The 15,831-nt window shown below is 73.9% G+C and carries 14 protein-coding genes; 7 read left to right on the forward strand and 7 right to left on the reverse strand.

The genetic code is table 11. The features are described from left to right. The first annotated feature begins 85 nt into the window (after positions 1-85). Positions 86-313 carry a hypothetical protein gene (locus tag ACZ5OX_RS13405; RefSeq protein ID WP_465630014.1) on the forward strand — a complete coding sequence of 76 codons (228 nt, stop codon included), beginning with the start codon at positions 86-88 and terminating at the stop codon, positions 311-313. 278 nt (positions 314-591) lie between these two features. Here the strand turns inward: ACZ5OX_RS13405 and ACZ5OX_RS13410 are convergent, their stop codons facing one another. From ACZ5OX_RS13410 to asnB, 3 genes are all read right to left on the reverse strand, one after another. Next, positions 592-2,031 carry a pyridoxal phosphate-dependent decarboxylase family protein gene (locus ACZ5OX_RS13410; RefSeq protein WP_465630015.1) on the reverse strand — a complete coding sequence of 480 codons (1,440 nt, stop codon included), beginning with the start codon at positions 2,029-2,031 and terminating at the stop codon, positions 592-594. Positions 2,032-2,190: 159 nt separating this feature from the next. Then, positions 2,191-3,306, reverse strand: a complete 1,116-nt coding sequence (locus ACZ5OX_RS13415; RefSeq protein ID WP_465630016.1) for a hypothetical protein — start codon at positions 3,304-3,306, stop codon at positions 2,191-2,193. Between the two features lie 280 nt (positions 3,307-3,586). Beyond that, positions 3,587-5,437, reverse strand: a complete 1,851-nt coding sequence (gene asnB / locus ACZ5OX_RS13420) for an asparagine synthase (glutamine-hydrolyzing) (protein WP_465630017.1) — start codon at positions 5,435-5,437, stop codon at positions 3,587-3,589. 216 nt (positions 5,438-5,653) lie between these two features. Here asnB and ACZ5OX_RS13425 point away from each other — a divergent pair, with 216 nt between their 5' ends. Together ACZ5OX_RS13425 and glmS are read left to right on the forward strand one after the other, a co-directional pair. Continuing rightward, the gene (locus ACZ5OX_RS13425) at positions 5,654-5,929 is read left to right on the forward strand and encodes a hypothetical protein (RefSeq protein ID WP_359817625.1); all 276 of its coding nucleotides are present in this window, start codon (positions 5,654-5,656) and stop codon (positions 5,927-5,929) included. Positions 5,930-6,049: 120 nt separating this feature from the next. Next, complete coding sequence (gene glmS, locus ACZ5OX_RS13430) at positions 6,050-7,876, forward strand: glutamine--fructose-6-phosphate transaminase (isomerizing) (RefSeq protein ID WP_449787491.1); 1,827 nt, start codon at positions 6,050-6,052, stop codon at positions 7,874-7,876. Between the two features lie 87 nt (positions 7,877-7,963). Here glmS and ACZ5OX_RS13435 read toward each other — a convergent pair whose 3' ends face one another. Continuing rightward, a complete protein-coding gene (locus ACZ5OX_RS13435) occupies positions 7,964-8,875 on the reverse strand; it encodes a glutaminase (RefSeq protein WP_465630137.1) in 912 nt (303 codons plus the stop codon). A gap of 545 nt (positions 8,876-9,420) precedes the next feature. On the opposite strand from ACZ5OX_RS13435, the gene ACZ5OX_RS13440 reads away from it, so the two are divergent. Beyond that, positions 9,421-9,636 carry a heavy-metal-associated domain-containing protein gene (locus ACZ5OX_RS13440; protein ID WP_465630018.1) on the forward strand — a complete coding sequence of 72 codons (216 nt, stop codon included), beginning with the start codon at positions 9,421-9,423 and terminating at the stop codon, positions 9,634-9,636. Positions 9,637-9,724: 88 nt separating this feature from the next. Here ACZ5OX_RS13440 and ACZ5OX_RS13445 read toward each other — a convergent pair whose 3' ends face one another. Beyond that, positions 9,725-10,273: a DinB family protein gene (locus ACZ5OX_RS13445; RefSeq protein ID WP_465630019.1), complete on the reverse strand. Its 549-nt coding sequence runs from the start codon at positions 10,271-10,273 to the stop codon at positions 9,725-9,727. A gap of 193 nt (positions 10,274-10,466) precedes the next feature. Between ACZ5OX_RS13445 and ACZ5OX_RS13450 the strand changes: the two genes are divergently transcribed. After that, positions 10,467-11,453, forward strand: a complete 987-nt coding sequence (locus ACZ5OX_RS13450; protein ID WP_465630020.1) for a helix-turn-helix transcriptional regulator — start codon at positions 10,467-10,469, stop codon at positions 11,451-11,453. 20 nt (positions 11,454-11,473) lie between these two features. On the opposite strand, the gene ACZ5OX_RS13455 is transcribed toward ACZ5OX_RS13450, so the two are convergent. Then, a complete protein-coding gene (locus ACZ5OX_RS13455; protein WP_465630021.1) occupies positions 11,474-12,808 on the reverse strand; it encodes an aminotransferase-like domain-containing protein in 1,335 nt (444 codons plus the stop codon). Positions 12,809-13,013: 205 nt separating this feature from the next. Here ACZ5OX_RS13455 and ACZ5OX_RS13460 point away from each other — a divergent pair, with 205 nt between their 5' ends. Together ACZ5OX_RS13460 and ACZ5OX_RS13465 are read left to right on the forward strand one after the other, a co-directional pair. Next, complete coding sequence (locus ACZ5OX_RS13460; protein WP_465630022.1) at positions 13,014-13,775, forward strand: crotonase/enoyl-CoA hydratase family protein; 762 nt, start codon at positions 13,014-13,016, stop codon at positions 13,773-13,775. A gap of 147 nt (positions 13,776-13,922) precedes the next feature. Beyond that, the gene (locus tag ACZ5OX_RS13465; protein WP_465630023.1) at positions 13,923-14,693 is read left to right on the forward strand and encodes a GNAT family N-acetyltransferase; all 771 of its coding nucleotides are present in this window, start codon (positions 13,923-13,925) and stop codon (positions 14,691-14,693) included. 132 nt (positions 14,694-14,825) lie between these two features. On the opposite strand, the gene ACZ5OX_RS13470 is transcribed toward ACZ5OX_RS13465, so the two are convergent. After that, positions 14,826-15,746, reverse strand: coding sequence for a LysR family transcriptional regulator (locus ACZ5OX_RS13470; RefSeq protein ID WP_465630024.1), 921 nt, complete (start codon positions 15,744-15,746; stop codon positions 14,826-14,828). Positions 15,747-15,831: the final 85 nt, after the last annotated feature.

Genomic DNA, 15,831 nt, shown 5'->3' on the forward strand with positions numbered 1-15,831 from the left:
CCAGGATCCCTGAGCGGGGGAGCCCCTTCGGATAGGGATGGCTCGGCTTTCCGCCGATCCCGACTCCTTCCGAAGGGGCTTTCCGATGTCCGCTTCCACGTCCGTGAGGAACTCCGCACTGGCGACGGCCTGTTGCGCCCTGCTGCTGGCCGTGCCGCTCGCCCTCGCCCGGCCGGCCGGCGCCGCCGACAACGGCCCCAAGACGCCCGAGGAGGCCGCCGCCTGCCACCAGGTGATCGGCGCCCTGTTCGGCGGCTTCGGGTCGATGCTCGCCGACGCGGCCTGCACGGTGCGGCCCGCCGGGCGGGGCTGAGCCGGCCCGCCCTCACCGCGCCCCCGCCGGCGCGGTGAGGGCGGCTCAGGGCAGTTTTGAGACCTGGCGGTGCGAAGGGCGGCGAGAGGTGTGACCCCGCCGCGGCCCCCTGGAGAACGGAGCCTTGCCGTGAACGAGTTCCTGGTCGAGACCGAGGTCGGGGTCGGGGTCGGGGTCGAGGCGGAGGACTGAGGCGGAGGACTGAGGCGCAGGACTGACCGCCGGCCGGATCCGCGCCCGCCGGACGGGCCGGGGCGGTGGGCGCGGATCCGGTGCCGCTATCCGAGCAGTTCGGCGGCCGCGGCCTTGACCTCGGCGAGCAGGAGGTGCAGGTCGTCCTCCGTGGTGGCGGCGTTGAGGAGGCAGGCGCGGAGCATCTCGGCGGCGCCGAGGCGGGCGCCGGTGACGAAGACCCGGCCGCGCCGCTGGACGGCGACGGGGAGGTCGCGGTTGAGGGCGTCGCGGGCGGCCTCGTCCAGTCCGGGGGCGCGGTGGCGGAACGCCACGATCGAGGTCTGCACCTCGGCGAGCAGCTCCAACTCCTCGTCCGCCTTGACGAGTTCGCCGAGTCGTCGGGCCAGCGCGGTGCAGTGGGCGATGTCCTGGGCGAGGCCGGCGCGGCCCCTGTGGGCGATGGTGGCCCAGACCTTGAGGGCCCGGAAGGGGCGGGTCTGCTCGGTGCCGTACTCGGAGAACCAGCCGAGCGCGCCGGCCGACTCGTCGCGCAGGTAGGACGGGACGAGGCTGAAGGTGCCGCGCAGCTCCTCGGTGTCGCGGACCAGCGCGCAGCCGCAGTCGACCGGGACGCCGAGCCACTTGTGCGGGTCGAGGGCGAGTGAGTCGGCGCGCTCCAGTCCGGCGTAGCGGTGGGCGATGGCCGGGTCGAGCCGGCCGAAGGCGCCGTACGCGCCGTCCACGTGCAGCCAGAGGCCCTGCTCCTCGCAGAGGTCGGCGATCGGGCCGAACTCGTCCACCGCGCCGGCGCCGACGGTGCCGGCCGAGGCGACCACCAGGAAGGGCAGCAGGCCGGCCGCGCGGTCGCGCTCGACGGCCGCCCGCAGGTCGGCGGTGTCCAGTCGGCCGTCGGGGCCGGTGGCCACGGTGCGCAGGTGGCGGCTGCCGAGGCCGAGGAGTTCGGCGGCCTTGCGGACGCAGGAGTGGGTCTCGCCGGTGACGTAGCCGACCAGCGGGGGCAGGCCGGCCAGGCCCTCCTCGCGGACGTCCCGGCCGGCCCGCCGGGCGGCGCGGTTGCGGGCGGCGGCGAGGCAGACGATGGTCGCCATCGAGGTGCCGGAGGTGAGCAGGCCGCCGCCGGTCGGGTGCGGGAAGCCGACCAGCTCGGCTGTCCAGCGGACCACGGTGCGCTCCAGGTGGACGTCGGCGTGGTCGCCGCCGGCCGAGCTGGGGTTCATCGCGGAGGCGGCGAGGGTGGCGAGCACCCCGGCGGGGGCGGGGGCGGAGTTGACCCAGCCGAAGAAGCGCGGGTTGCCGTTGCCCATCGGGTACGGGAGGACGTCCCGCCCGATGGCGTCGACCAGCTCGTCGAGCGGGCGGCCCTCGGCGGGCAGCGGGGCGTCGAGCAGGGCCCGGCGGGCGGCCTCGTCCATGGGCTGCCAGACCGGGCGCCCGGGAAGTTCGGCGAGGTAGTCGGAGACCAGGTCGGCGGTGGCGTGGGCGGCACGGCGGAAATCGGCGCCGGGGATGTCCTCGGTGGTCATGGCGTGCTCCAGGGAGGCCGGGGAGGGGCGGGGCGAGGCGCGGCGTCCTTGGCGCACCCTGATCAGGCGATGATCGGGTGATCCTACGCAAACGGGCCCGCGCCGTGCGGCGCGGGCCCTCGTGCTGAGACCGGGGTGTCGGTCCGGGTGACCGGGGCGTCAGTCCAGCGAGCTGGACAGGCCGCTCGCCGAGCGGCAGTAGCCCTGCATCTCCTTGTTGGTGATCTTGGCGCAGAGCCGTCCTGCCGCGCCCCCGTCGGTGTAGTTGACGGTGTAGTAGCTGACCAGGCCCTCGGCGCAGGCCTTGCGCTGCCAGCCGTCGGCGGCGGTGGCGCACTGCTGGGCCGCCCAGTCCTCGCGGTCCAGGTTGTACTTCATGGTGCGCGAGCCGACGCCGCGGCTGCAGTCCACCGCTCCGCCGCCGGCCTTGCCGTTGAGGCACCACTTGAGGGCCTCGGCGTAGACCTCGGGGTGGTTCGGGTAGTCGTGCGAGGACAGGTAGAAGGTCGGGGCGTAGAAGAAGCAGGCGGACTGGAACAGCGCCGGCTGGTCCTTGCACGGGTAGAGCGGGTCCTGGGCGAGCTTGTCGGCCGGGAGGTTGGCCTTGGCCTGCTCGTCCTCCTCGTCGGGGCCGAAGAGCTGCATGAACAGGCCCTCGGAGCAGCGGATCCGGTTCTGGTCGGAGGGGAACTTGTTGCACAGGTCGCGGGCCTTGGCGACGTCCTGCTTGGCGACGAACATCGTGCCGTGGCCGACGCCGTGGATGCAGGGGCCGTTGTTCTTGGGCGCGCAGAGCTTGAGCAGGTCCGTCTCGGGCTGGGTGGAGGCGTTGAGCATCTCCTCGACCGCGCCGTGCAGGTAGCCGGCCGCGCAGGTCTCGTGCGGGAAGGAGATGACCTTCTGGAAGTCGGCGTTGAAGCGCTTGACCGCCGCGTGGCCGAGCTCGTGCGCGATCGGGTGGCAGAAGCGCACGGTGTACGGCTTCTCCTTGGTGATCTTGTCGAGGTCGGCCAGGGCGACGCCGGGGTCGGTGGCGTCCATCTCGGCCATCAGCTTGTTGCGCAGGGTGGAGCGGGTCCACACCGCCGGGTCGCCGGTCGGGGTGGCGCTCGCGGCACCGGCCGCGGCCGGCTTGGCGCCGGCGGCGGTGCCCCCGGGGGCGGCGGCCTGGGGCGCGGTGGCCGCCGCGGGCGACCAGTCGGTGACGGCCACCGACCCCAGGCCCAGGACGCCCAGGAGCAGGGCGGTGAGAATCGCGAAGACTCGCGGCTGCATGACGGGATCCCCCGGCGGATCGAGGTGAACGTTTCGCTTCCATCCTGACGGCAGATGAGCGGGTAATCCGCGTATTCGCCCGCCGTTCGGGAGGTGTCGGCGACGCTACCGCACCCTGGGACCGCGGGGCCCGGCGGGATGGGGCTCCGCACAATCACCCGGACGGAGTATGGGGGCGCGGGCGTCGCCAACTGCGCCGTCCGGGTGGTGGCACCCGCGCCCCGGCGCCCCGCGGTCCTCTCCCGGGGGCCTCTCCCGGGGGCCCGTGGGGCGCCCGCGTTCACAGCTCCAGCGTCACCCGGTACTCCGTCAGCCAGGCGTCGAAGTCCAGCGCGAGGTCCACGGCCAGCCGGACGGACTGCGGGTCGGTGTCCGGGGCGAGCGCGTCGGTCAGGCGCCGCCGGTCGAGCAGGTCCAGGGCCGGTGAGGTGCGCTCGACGGCGAGCCGGGCCAGTTCGGCGCGCAGCTTCGCCGGATAGTGCGGGTCCGTGGTGACGGGGTACGGGCTCTTGGGCCGCTCGGCGACCGCGGGCGGCAGCACGTCCCGGACGGCGGCGCGCAGCAGGCTCTTCTCCCGCCCGTCGAAGGTCTTCATCGCCCACGGGGCGTTGAAGACGTACTGGACCAGCCGGTGGTCGCAGAACGGCACCCGGACCTCCAGGCCGTTGGCCATGCTCATCCGGTCCTTGCGGTCGAGCAGGATGCAGACGAAGCGGGTCAGGTTGAGGTACGAGATCTCGCGCATCCGCCGTTCCAGCGGATCCGCCGCCGGCAGGTGCGGGACCTCGGCGATCGCCTCGCGGTAGCGGGCCCTGCGGTAGCCGTCCAGGTCGAGCTTGCGGAGCAGTTCGGCGTCCAGGAGGTACTCGCGCGGGGTGGCTCCGCCGCCGGCGATGCCGGTGAGGCCGAGCGCCCAGGGGAAGTCCTCGACGGCGATGGTCTCGGGGTCGTGGAACCAGCGGTAGCCGCCGAAGAGCTCGTCCGCGGACTCGCCGGACAGCGCGACGGTGGAGTGCCGGCGCACGCCCCGGAAGAGCAGCAGCAGCGAGGTGTCCATGTCGCCGACGCCGTTGGGCAGGTCACGGGCGCGCAGCACGGCGGAGCGCCGGGACGGGTCCGTCAGGTCGGCGGCGTCCAGCTCGACGACGCTGTGGTCGGCGCCCACGTGCTCGGCGAGCAGCCGGGCGAACGGGCCGTCCTGGGTCTGCCGGACGTCGTTGGCGTGGAAGGTCTCGCTCTGCCCGGCGAAGCCGACGGAGAAGGAGCGCACCGGGCCGGCCCCGGCGGCGCCCAGCGTCCGGGAGGCGAGGGCGGTGACGGCGCTGGAGTCCAGGCCGCCGGAGAGCAGCGAGCAGAGCGGGACGTCCGCCTCCAGCTGGCGGTGCACGATGTCGTCCAGCAGGGCCCGGACGGTGGCGACGGTGGCCTCCAGGCTGTCGCCGTGCTCGCGCGCCTCCAGCGCCCAGTAGCGGCGCACCGTGAGGCCCTCGCGGCGCACCCGCACCACGTGCCCGGGCCGGACCTCGTGGATGTCCCGGTACGGGGTGAGGCCGGGGGTGCGGGTGTAGCCGAGCAGTTCGCGCAGCCCGTCCAGGTCCACCACCGGGCGGACGGCGGGGTGGGCGAGCAGGGCCTTGACCTCGGAGCCGAAGATCACGCCGTCCTGGGTGCGGTGGAGGTACAGGGGTTTGACGCCCATCCGGTCGCGGACCAGCAGCAGTTCCTCGCGCCGCACGTCCCAGATCGCGAAGGCGAACATGCCGTTGAGCCGCTCGGCCAGGTGCTCGCCCCACTCCAGGTAGGCGCGCAGCACGACCTCGGTGTCGCTGCGGGTGCGGAAGCGGTGCCCGGCCGCCTCCAGGTCCGCGCGCAGTTCGCGGTGGTTGTAGACCTCTCCGCTGTAGGTGAGCACGGCCAGCGTCCGGCCGTCGTGCTCGGCCGTCATCGGCTGGACGCCGCCCGCGATGTCGATCACCGCGAGCCGGCGGTGGCCGAGCGCGGCGTGCGGCTCCAGGTGCACGCCGCCGGCGTCCGGGCCGCGACGGACCTGGGTGGCCGTCATCGCCTCGATGACCCCCCGTTCGGCGGTGAGGTCGCGCTCGAACGCGACCCATCCGGTGATCCCGCACATCCGCAAGCCTCCGGTCTTCCGCTTCGTGTTCAGGGGGTCACGCTACGTGCGGAGTTGGCGTCGCTTCAAGGGGCTTTCGGGAACGGGGGTGATCGGGTGGCCGATCGGCGGTCGAATGTGAAGGAGGCGTGAATGCGGTCTGAAAGTCGTAATGTCTGCCCGATTTCGGGCAGAAACTTTGGCTTCGGCGGCGAGCCCGACCTAGGCTCCTGATTCGTGCCGAGCTCATCCCACCCTCACGAAGACCTCCTCGCCCACCTCACCCGGACCAGCCCGCTCGGGCCCCGGGAGGCGGCGCGGGTCGTGGCGGAGGTGCTGGCGTACTTCTCCGAGAGCACCGAGGAGTACGTGCGCCGCCGCCACACCGAGCTCCAGGCACGCGGTCTGACCAACGAGCGGATCTTCGCCCGGCTCGCCGAGGAGCTGCCGCAGCGCCGGGTCTCGGCGCCGGAGCTGTCGGCCCGCCAGCTGCGGCGGATCGTCTACGGCTGAGCCGTCCGATCCGGCCGATCCGCCGTTCCTTCCGACCGGGCCGCGGTTCCCGATCGGACCGCCGTTCCCGACCGGACCGCCGTTCCCGACCTTCCGAAGACTTCGAAGAGGAGACCACGCATGTGCGGAATCGTGGCCTACATCGGCCCCAAGGACGCGACCCCCTTCCTGCTGGAGGGGCTGGCGCGGCTGGAGTACCGCGGCTACGACTCGGCCGGCGTCGCCGTCACCGGGCGCAGCGGCGGGATCAAGCTCCGCAAGGTGAAGGGCCGGGTCGCCGACCTGGCCGCCGCCGTGCCGGCCCGGTTCAAGGGCACCACCGGCATCGGCCACACCCGCTGGGCCACCCACGGCGTCCCCAGCGACGCCAACGCCCACCCCCACCTGGACAACGCCGAGCGGATCGCCGTCGTCCACAACGGCATCATCGAGAACGCCGACGAGCTGCGCGCCAAGCTCACCGCCGACGGCGCCGTGTTCCACTCCGAGACCGACACCGAGGTGCTCGCCCACCTGATCGCGGCGAACGTCGCCGAGGGCGTGGAGCTGGAGGACGCGGTGCGCGCCGCGCTGAGCCGGGTGGTCGGCACCTACGGCATCGCGGTGCTCGACGCCGAGCGGCCGGACCGCATCGTCGTCGCCCGCAACGGCAGCCCGATCGTGCTGGGCATCGGCGAGAAGGAGATGTTCGCCGCCTCGGACGTCTCCGCGCTGGTCCGCTACACCCGCCAGGTCGTCCACCTGGAGGACGGCGAGCTCGCCACCGTCCGGGCCGACGGCTTCCGCACCTTCACCGCGGACGCCCGCACCACGCACCGCCAGCCGTCCACCGTGGACTGGGAGGTCGACTCCTACGACACCGGCGGCTTCGAGCACTTCCTGCTCAAGGAGATCCACGAGCAGCCCGGCTCGGTCGAGCGCACCCTGAGCGGCCGCCTCGACGAGCGCTTCGCCACCGCCCACCTCGGCGGCCTCAACCTGGACGCCCGGGAGCTGCGCGAGATCCGCCGGGTGAAGATCCTCGGCTGCGGATCGGCCTACTACGCGGGCGAGATGGGCGCGCAGCTGATCGAGGAGCTGGCCCGCATCCCCGCGCACAGCGAGCCGGCCTCGGAGTTCCGCTACCGCAACCCGGTGATCGAGGCGGACACCCTGTACGTCGCGGTCAGCCAGTCCGGTGAGACCTACGACACGCTGGCCGCCGTCCAGGAGATCAAGCGCAAGGGCGGCCGGGTGCTCGGCGTCGTCAACACCGTGGGAAGCGCTATCGCCCGAGAGTGTGACGGCGGTATCTACCTGCACGCCGGTCCCGAGGTCTCCGTCGCCTCGACCAAGGCCTTCACCTCCACCGTGGTCGCCTTCGCGCTGCTCGCCCTGCACTTCGGGCGCATCCACGACCTGTCGCCCGCCGACGGGCGCCGGATCGTCTCGGCGCTCCAGGCGCTGCCCGACCAGATCCGCGAGGTGCTGGAGCAGAGCGAGGCGATCGCCGGACTCGCCGCCGAGTACGCCGAGTCGACGGGCATGATGTTCATCGGCCGGGTGCGCGGCTTCCCGGTGGCCCGCGAGGGCGCGCAGAAGCTCAAGGAGATCTCCTACGTGCACGCCGAGGCCTACCCGGCGAGCGAGCTCAAGCACGGTCCGCTGGCGCTGATCAGCCCCGAACTGCCCACCGTGGCACTGGTTCCGGACGACGAGCTGCTGGACAAGAACCTGACCACGCTGGGCGAGATCAAGGCCCGCTCCGGGCGGGTCATCGCGGTCGCCCACCGGCGGCCCGAGGAGAAGCTCGCGGACCACTGCATCCTGGTGCCCAAGAGCGAGCCCGAGCTGGACCCGCTGCTGCTCAACATCCCGCTCCAGCTGCTGGCCTACCACGCCGCCGTCTCCCTCGGCCGCGACGTGGACAAGCCGCGCAACCTGGCGAAGAGCGTGACGGTGGAGTAGCCCTCCCCGAGGGCGGCCGGGCCGCCCTTCGAACCACCGGGTCCCGGTCGCTGTGCGGACGGCCGGGGCCCGGTTCCCCACCGGGGATCAGAACACCGAGCAGCCGGAGAGGGTGGTCAGGGTGTCCAGGGCGGCGACCGCGGCGACGGAGTTGCCGGCCTGGTCCAGGCGCGGGCCCCAGGCGCAGACGGCCGCGCGGCCGGGGAGTATGGCGAGGACGCCGCCGCCGACGCCGCTCTTGCCGGGCAGGCCCACGCGGAAGGCGAACTCGCCGGCGGCGTCGTAGGTGCCGCAGGTGAGCAGGACGGCGTTGATCCGCTTGGCCTCGCTGCGGGACATCAGCCGGGTGCCGTCGGCGCGCACGCCGTAGCGGGCGAGGAAGGAACCGGCGAGGACGAGGTCGCGGCAGCTGGTGGCGACCGCGCAGTGGGCGTAGTAGTGCTCCAGGACGGTCTCGACCGGGTTCTCCAGATTGCCGTGACTGGCGATGAAGTGGGCCAGCGCGGCGTTGCGGTGGCCGTGTTCGGCCTCCGAGGCGGCGACCACCGGGTCCGTGTCGAGCAGCGGGTTGCCGGACTCGCGGCGCAGGAACTCCCGTACCGCGCCCGAGGCGTCGCCGGTCATGGTCTGGAGGCGGTCGGTGACCACCAGGGCGCCCGCGTTGATGAACGGGTTGCGCGGGATGCCGTGCTCGGTCTCCAGCTGCACCAGGGAGTTGAACGGGTTGCCGGACGGCTCGCGACCGACGCCCCGCCAGAGCGTGTCGCCGCCGTAGGCCACCGCGAGGGCGAGCGTGAACAGCTTGGAGACGCTCTGCACGGAGAACGGCCGCTCCCAGTCCCCGACGCCGTGCAACTCCCCGTCGACGGTGGCCACGGCCATGCCGAAGGCCTCCGGGTCGGCGCTGGCGAGGGCCGGGATGTAGTCGGCGACCCGGCCCCGGCCCGTGGTCGCGCGGGCGGTCGCCTCGGCGGCCTCCAGCAGCACCGGCCAGTCCAGGATCTCCCCGCCGGGCACACCGTTCAACGCTTCTCCTCCACCGGCACCGACTGGAACACGACCGGGACCGGGCGCGCGGTGCGGTGCGTCCGGTCCGACCAGGATTATCCGTCTTTCGGCAGGCGGCCCGGCACGGGGGGGCGGATGTCGGCAGGTCAGGGCGCTTTGCTCGGGGCCTGGGCGGCGGAAGGGCGGTGGTGGCCGGATGGCCGGGTGGCCGCCGAGCGGGGCCGGGACGGACATCGCGGGGAAGTGCTCCAGGACGGGATCTGCGGGCCGGGCCGTCGCCCGAATGTGCGAAAGAGTCGGACCTGGAGGGACGCGGCGGGGAGTGGCGGCGGTTCGGAGAGTGGCGCGCGTCACCACGGCCGGCCGCCGTGCGGACGCCAGTCGGACGGGAGGCCCGGGCGGTTCCCGGAACCGCTCGATGGTGTCACCCGGGCGGCGTGTCCCTGGGCGCCGCCGTCGGATTCGGGTGTGGTGGGGGCAGGTCGATCCGTCCGGGTCGACCTCGTTCCGTCTGACCTGCCATCGGAGGCGCCGCCATGTCCACCACCGCTGTTTTCGCCGTCGACGGCATGAGCTGCGGCCACTGCGAGAAGACGGTCAGCGCCGGACTCGCCGTCCTGCCGGGTGTCACCGACGTCAGCGCCGACGCACCGAGCGGGCGGGTCACCGTGGCCTCCGCGCAGCCGCTGGACGAGGCCCTGGTCCGCAGCGTGGTCGACGGCGCCGGGTTCACCTTCGTCGGGCGGGCCTGAGGGCGGTTCCGGGGCGCTCCCGGGGCAGGTTCGTGGGTCCCGGGGTCCGCGGCGGCTGCCGACGGACCCCGGCCGGTCCGGGACCGGCTCAGCCCATGCTCTTCGCGCCGTCCAGCGACTCGCGGATGATGTCGGCGTGGCCGGCGTGCTGGGCGGTCTCGTTGGCGATGTGCAGCAGCACCCGGCGGGCCGACCACTCGGCGTCCGGCTCGAACCAGGGGGCCTTCGGCAGCGGCTGGGTGGCGTCCAGGTCGGGGAGGCCGGCCACCAGCTCGTCGGTGCGGCGGGCGACCTCGGCGTACGCCGCGAGGACACCGGCCAGCGTCTCGCCGGGCAGCATGCGGAACTCGTCCGCGCGGCGGGCGAAGTCCTCCTCGGTCCAGCTCGTGAAGTCGGGCATCGCGGACGGCCCCTGCACGATGAACTCCGCCCAGAGCCGCTCGACGCTGGTCACGTGCTTGATCAGGCCGCCCAGGCACAGCTCGCTCGCACAGGTCCGCAGGCCGACCTGCTCGTCGGTGAGGTCGCGGGTGGTGAAGCGCAGGAAGTGCCGCTGCTTCTCCAGGGCCACCAGGAGGTCGGCGCGCTCGCCGGTGAGGGTCCGGGGGGTGGCGGCGGGGGTGGTGGACGTGGTCATCGTGACGGCCTTTCGCTCGGGTCCTGCACGGTTCCTGCTCGGGTCTTGCTCGGCTCTTGCTCTGGTTCTGCTGTGGTTTTGCCCTGGTTCTGCGGGTCTTGTGGGTCCTGCTCGGGTCCTGCTCCCTCGGGCAAGAAGAACGCTACGGACCATTGCGGCCACTTCCTGTCCTGAATCCCGGGAGAATCGGGGCATGGCCAACACGAGCACCCGGACGCTGCGACTGCTCTCCCTGCTCCAGACCCACCGGTACTGGCCGGGCGAGGAACTGGCCGACCGGCTCGGCGTCTCCGTCCGCACCCTGCGCCGCGACATCGACCGGCTGCGCGAACTCGGCTACCCCGTCGAGGCGCAGCGCGGCGTCGACGGCGGCTACCAGCTCGCGGCGGGCGCGGCGCTGCCGCCGCTGGTGATCGACGACGAGGAGGCGGTGGCCCTCGCGGTGGGCCTGCAGGCGGCGGCCGAGAGCCCGGTGGAGGGCGTCGCCGAGGCCTCGGTGCGGGTGCTGGCGAAGGTGGTCCAGGTGATGCCGGTCCGGCTGCGCCGACGGGTGGAGGCACTGCGCGCGGTGACCGTCCCGGTGGACTGGGGGACCGGGGCCGGTGCGGGCGTCGACCCGGACGTCCTGACCGTGGTGGCGCTCGCCTGCCGGGACGGCGAACGGGTGCGGTTCTCCTACACGGCCGCCGACGGGCGCGGCACGGAGCGGCACGTCGAACCGCACCGGCTGGTCTGCCTGAACCGCCGCTGGTACCTGGTGGCGTACGACCTCGACCGGGCCGACTGGCGCAGCTTCCGCATCGACCGCCTCACCGCCCCGTCCGGCAGCGGCGCCCGCTTCGCCCCGCGGGCCCTCCCGGCCGCCGACGCGGCGGAGTTCGTCCGCGCGGGCCTCCAGGGCATGCCCCGGCCGCACCTCGTGGAGGCCCTCGTCGAGGCGCCGGCCGACCACGTCCGCGCCCGCGTCGGCCGCTGGGCCACCGTGGAACCCGTCACCCCCGACCGCTGCCGCCTGCGGATGACGGCCGACTCCCTCGACTGGCCCGCCATGGCCCTGGGCTCCCTCGGCGCCGAGTTCCACGTACTCGCCCCACCCGCCCTGCGGAGCCTGCTCGCCGACTGGAGCACCCGCTTCGCCCGCGCGGCGGGGGAGGGAGAAGTCGGCGAGGCCGACTTCTGATGCTGTGCCGGCTGGGGGAGTCAGGGGGCGATGGCTTCGAGGGTGGTGCGGAGGTGGGTGAGGACGGCGGGGAGGGTGGGGAGCGGGGGTGTGGCGAGGGCGAGGCGGAGGGCGTTGGGGTGGTGGGGGGTGGTGGCGAAGGCGTCGGCGGTGGAGATCAGGATGCCCTCGGCGGCCAGGGCGGCGGCCGCGTGGTCCGGGCGCTGGTGGGGTTCGAGGGTGAGCCAGACGATGTACGAGGTGGGGTGGGCGGTGGTCGTCAGGCCGGCCAGGGCGGTGCGGGCGATGGACTGGCGGGCGGCGGCGTCCGTACGGCGTTCCCGTTCCAGCCGGGCGACCGTGCCGTCGGTGAGCCAGCCGGTGGCGAGGGCGGTGATCAGCCCGGGGGCGCCCCAGGCCGCCGTGCGCAGGTTGGTGGTGGCGGCCCGGACCAGGTGGGTGGGCAGGACGGCGAAGCCGAACCGCAGACCGGGTGCCACGCTCTTGGAGAGGCCTGCGAGGTAGCAGGTGCGCTCGGGGGCGAGGGTGTGCAGGGGCGGGGGCGGTGCGGCCTCCAGGAAGGCGTAGGTGCCGTCCTCGACGAGGGTGAAGCCGTGGTCGGCGGCGAGCCGGACGAGGCGCTCGCGCTGCGCCGCGTCGAGCACCCAGCCGAGCGGGTTGTGGACGGTGGGCTGGGTGTACACCGCCCGCACCGGCCGGGTGCGGCAGAGCCGGTCGAGCGCGTCGAGGTCCGGGCCCGCGGCGGTGACCGGTACGGGGGCGAGGTCCAGTCCGTGGGCGGTGGCGAGCAGCTTGATGCCCGGGTAGCCGAGCGCGTCCACGGCGAGGACGTCCCCGGGGCGGGTGAGCGTACGCAGGACGCAGTCCAGGGCCTGCTGCGCGCCGCTGGTGAGCAGGACGTTCTCGGGCGGGGTGTCGATCCCGCGGTCCAGCAGGTGGGTGGCGACCGCGGCCCGGTCGTGCCGGTGGCCGCCCGGCGGGTGCTGGCGCAGCAGGGCCTCGGCGTCGCCCGAGGAGGCGAGCGCGCGCAGGGCCTGCCGGAGCTGGTCGCCCTGCCCGGGGGCGAGCGGCTGGTTGAAGGAGAGGTCGGCCACCCGGGGCACCGGGAGCGCTCGTGAGGGTTCGGGGCCGTCGTAGCCGGACCGCAGCCGGACGAAGGTGCCGCGCCCCTGCTCGCCCACCACCAGTCCGGCGGCGGCCAGTTCGGCGTAGATCCGGGTGGCGGTGGCGAGGGCGATCCGCCGTTCGCGGGCGAGGGCGCGGTGGGTCGGCAGCCGGGTGCCGGCCGGGAGCGCGCCGGAGCGGATGGCGGCCGCGTACTCGTCGACGACGGCCTTGTAGGTGGGCGGCCGCACGGGGCACCTGCCGTTCCTCGGGGTGGAGTTCCCGGAGTGGAGTTCTTGGAGTGGAGTTCTGGAGCGGGATTCCTGGGGGCGGAGGCCCGCCCCGGGTGTGCGGGCGGGTACCGGAGTGTATCCAGGACAATAAGTGGATTGTCCTGGGCGGGTGTTCCTAGCCTCGTCCCATCCAGCAGCGAGGCCAGGAACGGAGCACACGCCCATGACCATCCGCAGCGAGCGGGACCGGCACGTCGTCACCCTCACCATCGACCGGGAGAAGAAGCTCAACGCCCTCGACTACCCGACGATCGACGCGCTGCTCGCCGAGCTCGACCTGATCGACGCCGACGACACCGTCCGCGCCGTGATCCTCACAGGCGCCGGCGAGCGGGCGTTCAGCGCGGGCGCCGACATCCCGTCGCTGGCGGCCAGCATCGCGGGCGGGCCGGAGCGGGCGCTGCGCGAGTTCGTCCGGCGCGGGCACACCCTCACCCGGCGGATCGAGGAGTTCCCCAAGCCGGTCATCGTGGCCGTCAACGGCCTGGCCTACGGGGGCGGTTGCGAGATCACCGAGGCCGCCCCGCTGGCCGTCGCGGCCGAGCACGCGACCTTCGCCAAGCCCGAGATCTCGCTCGGCTTCCCGCCGCCCTTCGGCGGCTCGCAGCGGCTGCCGCGGCACGTCGGCCGCAAGCACGGTCTGGAGCTGATCCTCACCGGCGACCCGATCCCGGCCACCCGGGCCGCCGAGCTCGGCCTGGTCAACTCCGTCGCCCCGGCGGACGAACTGCTGGACACCGCCCGCGACTTGGCCGAGCGGATCATCCGTCACGCGCCGACCGCCGTGGCCGCCTGCCTGCGGGCCGTAACCCGGGGCATCAACCTGCCGATCGACGAGGGGCTGGCGGTCGAGGCGGCGGCCTTCGCGGCGACCGTGCCGACGGACGGCGTGCGGGACGGGATCCGGCGCTTCCTGGATCGTTAGTCCGCCGGGGCGGTGTGCGAGGCGCGGTCAGCCGGTGTGCCGGTGTGCCGGTGTGTCGGTGTGTGGTGGTGTGCGGGGTGTGGGGCGCGCGGGTGCGGGCCCGGGAAAGCCGTTGCCTGCGGGGGTCGCTGGGGTGATCATGGCGGGATGTCGGATCTGCTTGCGCGCGTGACCACCTTCCGCTCCGCCTTCGCCCGCCGCCAGGCGGCCGAACTCCTCGAACTTCCCGAATTCCCAGGGGTGTTCGCCGTCCGAGACGCCGAGTTCGCCCGCTCGGAGGAGCACAACCAGCTGATCGTCGAGGGGCCGGGCACCGATCCGGCGATGCTGCCCGAGCTCGCCGCCCGATGGCTGGGGCGGCGTGGCCGGTACCGCATCACGGTGCTGGACCCGGACTCGGGAGAGCGGGCCGCCCCGGTGCTGACGGCGGCGGGGTACGAGCGGGAGAGCGTGGTGATCCTGGCCCGGCCGACGGGCGGCTGCCTGCGGCCCGAACCAGCCGCAATTCCCGTGGAGTTGGGCGAGATTCGGGAGGCGGTGCTGCGCCAGCAGCGGGAGTGGAGCGAGGACGAGGAACTCGGCCGGCAGCTCACCGACCGCCGTGCCGCCCGGCTGCGCGGTGCCGCGGGGGTGCACTTCCTGGCCGCCCGGACGCCGGTCGGCGAGGTCGCGGCCTGGAGCGACCTCTACCTCGAACCGTCCCTTGAGCTGGCCCAGTTGGAGGACCTGGTGACCGCCTCGCGGCATCGGGGCGCGGGGCACGGCGACACCCTGCTCGCCACCGGCCTGGCACTGGCGGCCGAAGCCGGCGTCCCGCAGCTGTTCCTGCTCGCGGACGCGGTGGACTGGCCGCGCGAGTGGTACGCCCGCCGGGGCTTCGCGCAGATCGGGCGCAGCCACTCCTTCCACAGCCGCTGACGACGACCGCAGCCGCTGACGACGACTATGCGACAACGGCACGGCGTGTGGACGCCGGTCGGCCGCTTCCTGTCGGCCGGGGACCGGACGGCCCTGGAGGGCGAGGGGTGACGGCGGCCGGCCGCGCCGCGGTCAGCCCGCCTCCGGGCCTCCGGGCCGCGGAGTGTCGCGGCCGCAGTGGGTGGCGACGGTGTCGGCGAAGGCGCGTGCGAGCGGGCCGAGGTTCTCCCAGTCGCGGACGGCCCAACCGGCCGTGAGGGCGGGCAGGTCGGGCAGTGGAAGCAGCCGCAGGCCCGGGTGGCCGGGGCCCTGCCACTGCGGGAGGGCCGGGACGACGGCGTGGCCGAGGCCGAGTTCGGCAAGCAGGATCGCGGTGTCCCAGTCGGCGACGCTGGTGTCGAAGACCGGCCGGATACCCGACTTCCCCAGCCAGGCCTCGACCTGGGAGCGGGAGACGGAGTTCTGCGGCAGCCCGATCAGCCGGGCGTCCTGGAGGTCGCCGGGCGAGATCCGGGCCCGGGCGGCGAGCGGGTCGCCCGCCGCGACCGCGAGCACCCAGGGCAGCTCGACCACCGGCCGCCGGTCGACGCCCCGGGCCGGGGCGCCGAGGGTGATCCAGGCGAGGTCGACCCGCCCGGCGTTGAGCGACTCCAGGCAGCTACGGCTGGACACCTCGGTCTGGAACTCCAGGCTGACCTGGGGGAAGCGCCGCCGGAAGTCCACCACGGCCGCGGACATGAAGTGCCGGATGCTGGTGGCGCCGGTGGTGATCCGTACGGACCCGCCCTCGCCGCGGGCGAGTTCGGCGATCCGGTGCAGCGCGTGGTCGATGCTGCCGAGGCCGGCGGCGACCGCCGTGCGCAGCAGGCTCCCCGCAGCGGTGGGGACGACCCCGCGCGGGTGGCGCTCGATCAGGGCGAGGCCGACCTCCCGCTCCAGCCGCCTGACGTGCTGGCTGACGGCGGACTGGGTGCAGTTCAGCTCGCGGGCCACGGCGCTGAGCGAGCCGGCCCGGCAGACCGCGGCGAAGACACGGAGGTCGTCAATGGTCACGGAGGCCCAAGGTATCGCTTGGGGGTGTCCCAGTAAATCGGCGGATTGACTTGGGTGTTCCGCCGGATCGATCATCGAACCAGGG

It is taken from the genome of Kitasatospora sp. NPDC032121 (assembly GCF_055580145.1).

Excerpts from the sequence above, each read along its gene's own strand:
- ACZ5OX_RS13405 (WP_465630014.1), top strand. The coding sequence starts at position 86 with ATGTCCGCTTCCACGTCCGTGAGGAACTCCGCACTGGCGACGGCCTGT.
- ACZ5OX_RS13410 (WP_465630015.1), bottom strand. The coding sequence starts at position 2,031 with ATGACCACCGAGGACATCCCCGGCGCCGATTTCCGCCGTGCCGCCCAC.
- ACZ5OX_RS13415 (WP_465630016.1), bottom strand. The coding sequence starts at position 3,306 with ATGCAGCCGCGAGTCTTCGCGATTCTCACCGCCCTGCTCCTGGGCGTC.
- asnB (WP_465630017.1), bottom strand. The coding sequence starts at position 5,437 with ATGTGCGGGATCACCGGATGGGTCGCGTTCGAGCGCGACCTCACCGCC.
- glmS (WP_449787491.1), top strand. The coding sequence starts at position 6,050 with ATGTGCGGAATCGTGGCCTACATCGGCCCCAAGGACGCGACCCCCTTC.
- ACZ5OX_RS13440 (WP_465630018.1), top strand. The coding sequence starts at position 9,421 with ATGTCCACCACCGCTGTTTTCGCCGTCGACGGCATGAGCTGCGGCCAC.
- ACZ5OX_RS13445 (WP_465630019.1), bottom strand. The coding sequence starts at position 10,273 with ATGACCACGTCCACCACCCCCGCCGCCACCCCCCGGACCCTCACCGGC.
- ACZ5OX_RS13450 (WP_465630020.1), top strand. The coding sequence starts at position 10,467 with ATGGCCAACACGAGCACCCGGACGCTGCGACTGCTCTCCCTGCTCCAG.
- ACZ5OX_RS13460 (WP_465630022.1), top strand. The coding sequence starts at position 13,014 with ATGACCATCCGCAGCGAGCGGGACCGGCACGTCGTCACCCTCACCATC.
- ACZ5OX_RS13465 (WP_465630023.1), top strand. The coding sequence starts at position 13,923 with ATGTCGGATCTGCTTGCGCGCGTGACCACCTTCCGCTCCGCCTTCGCC.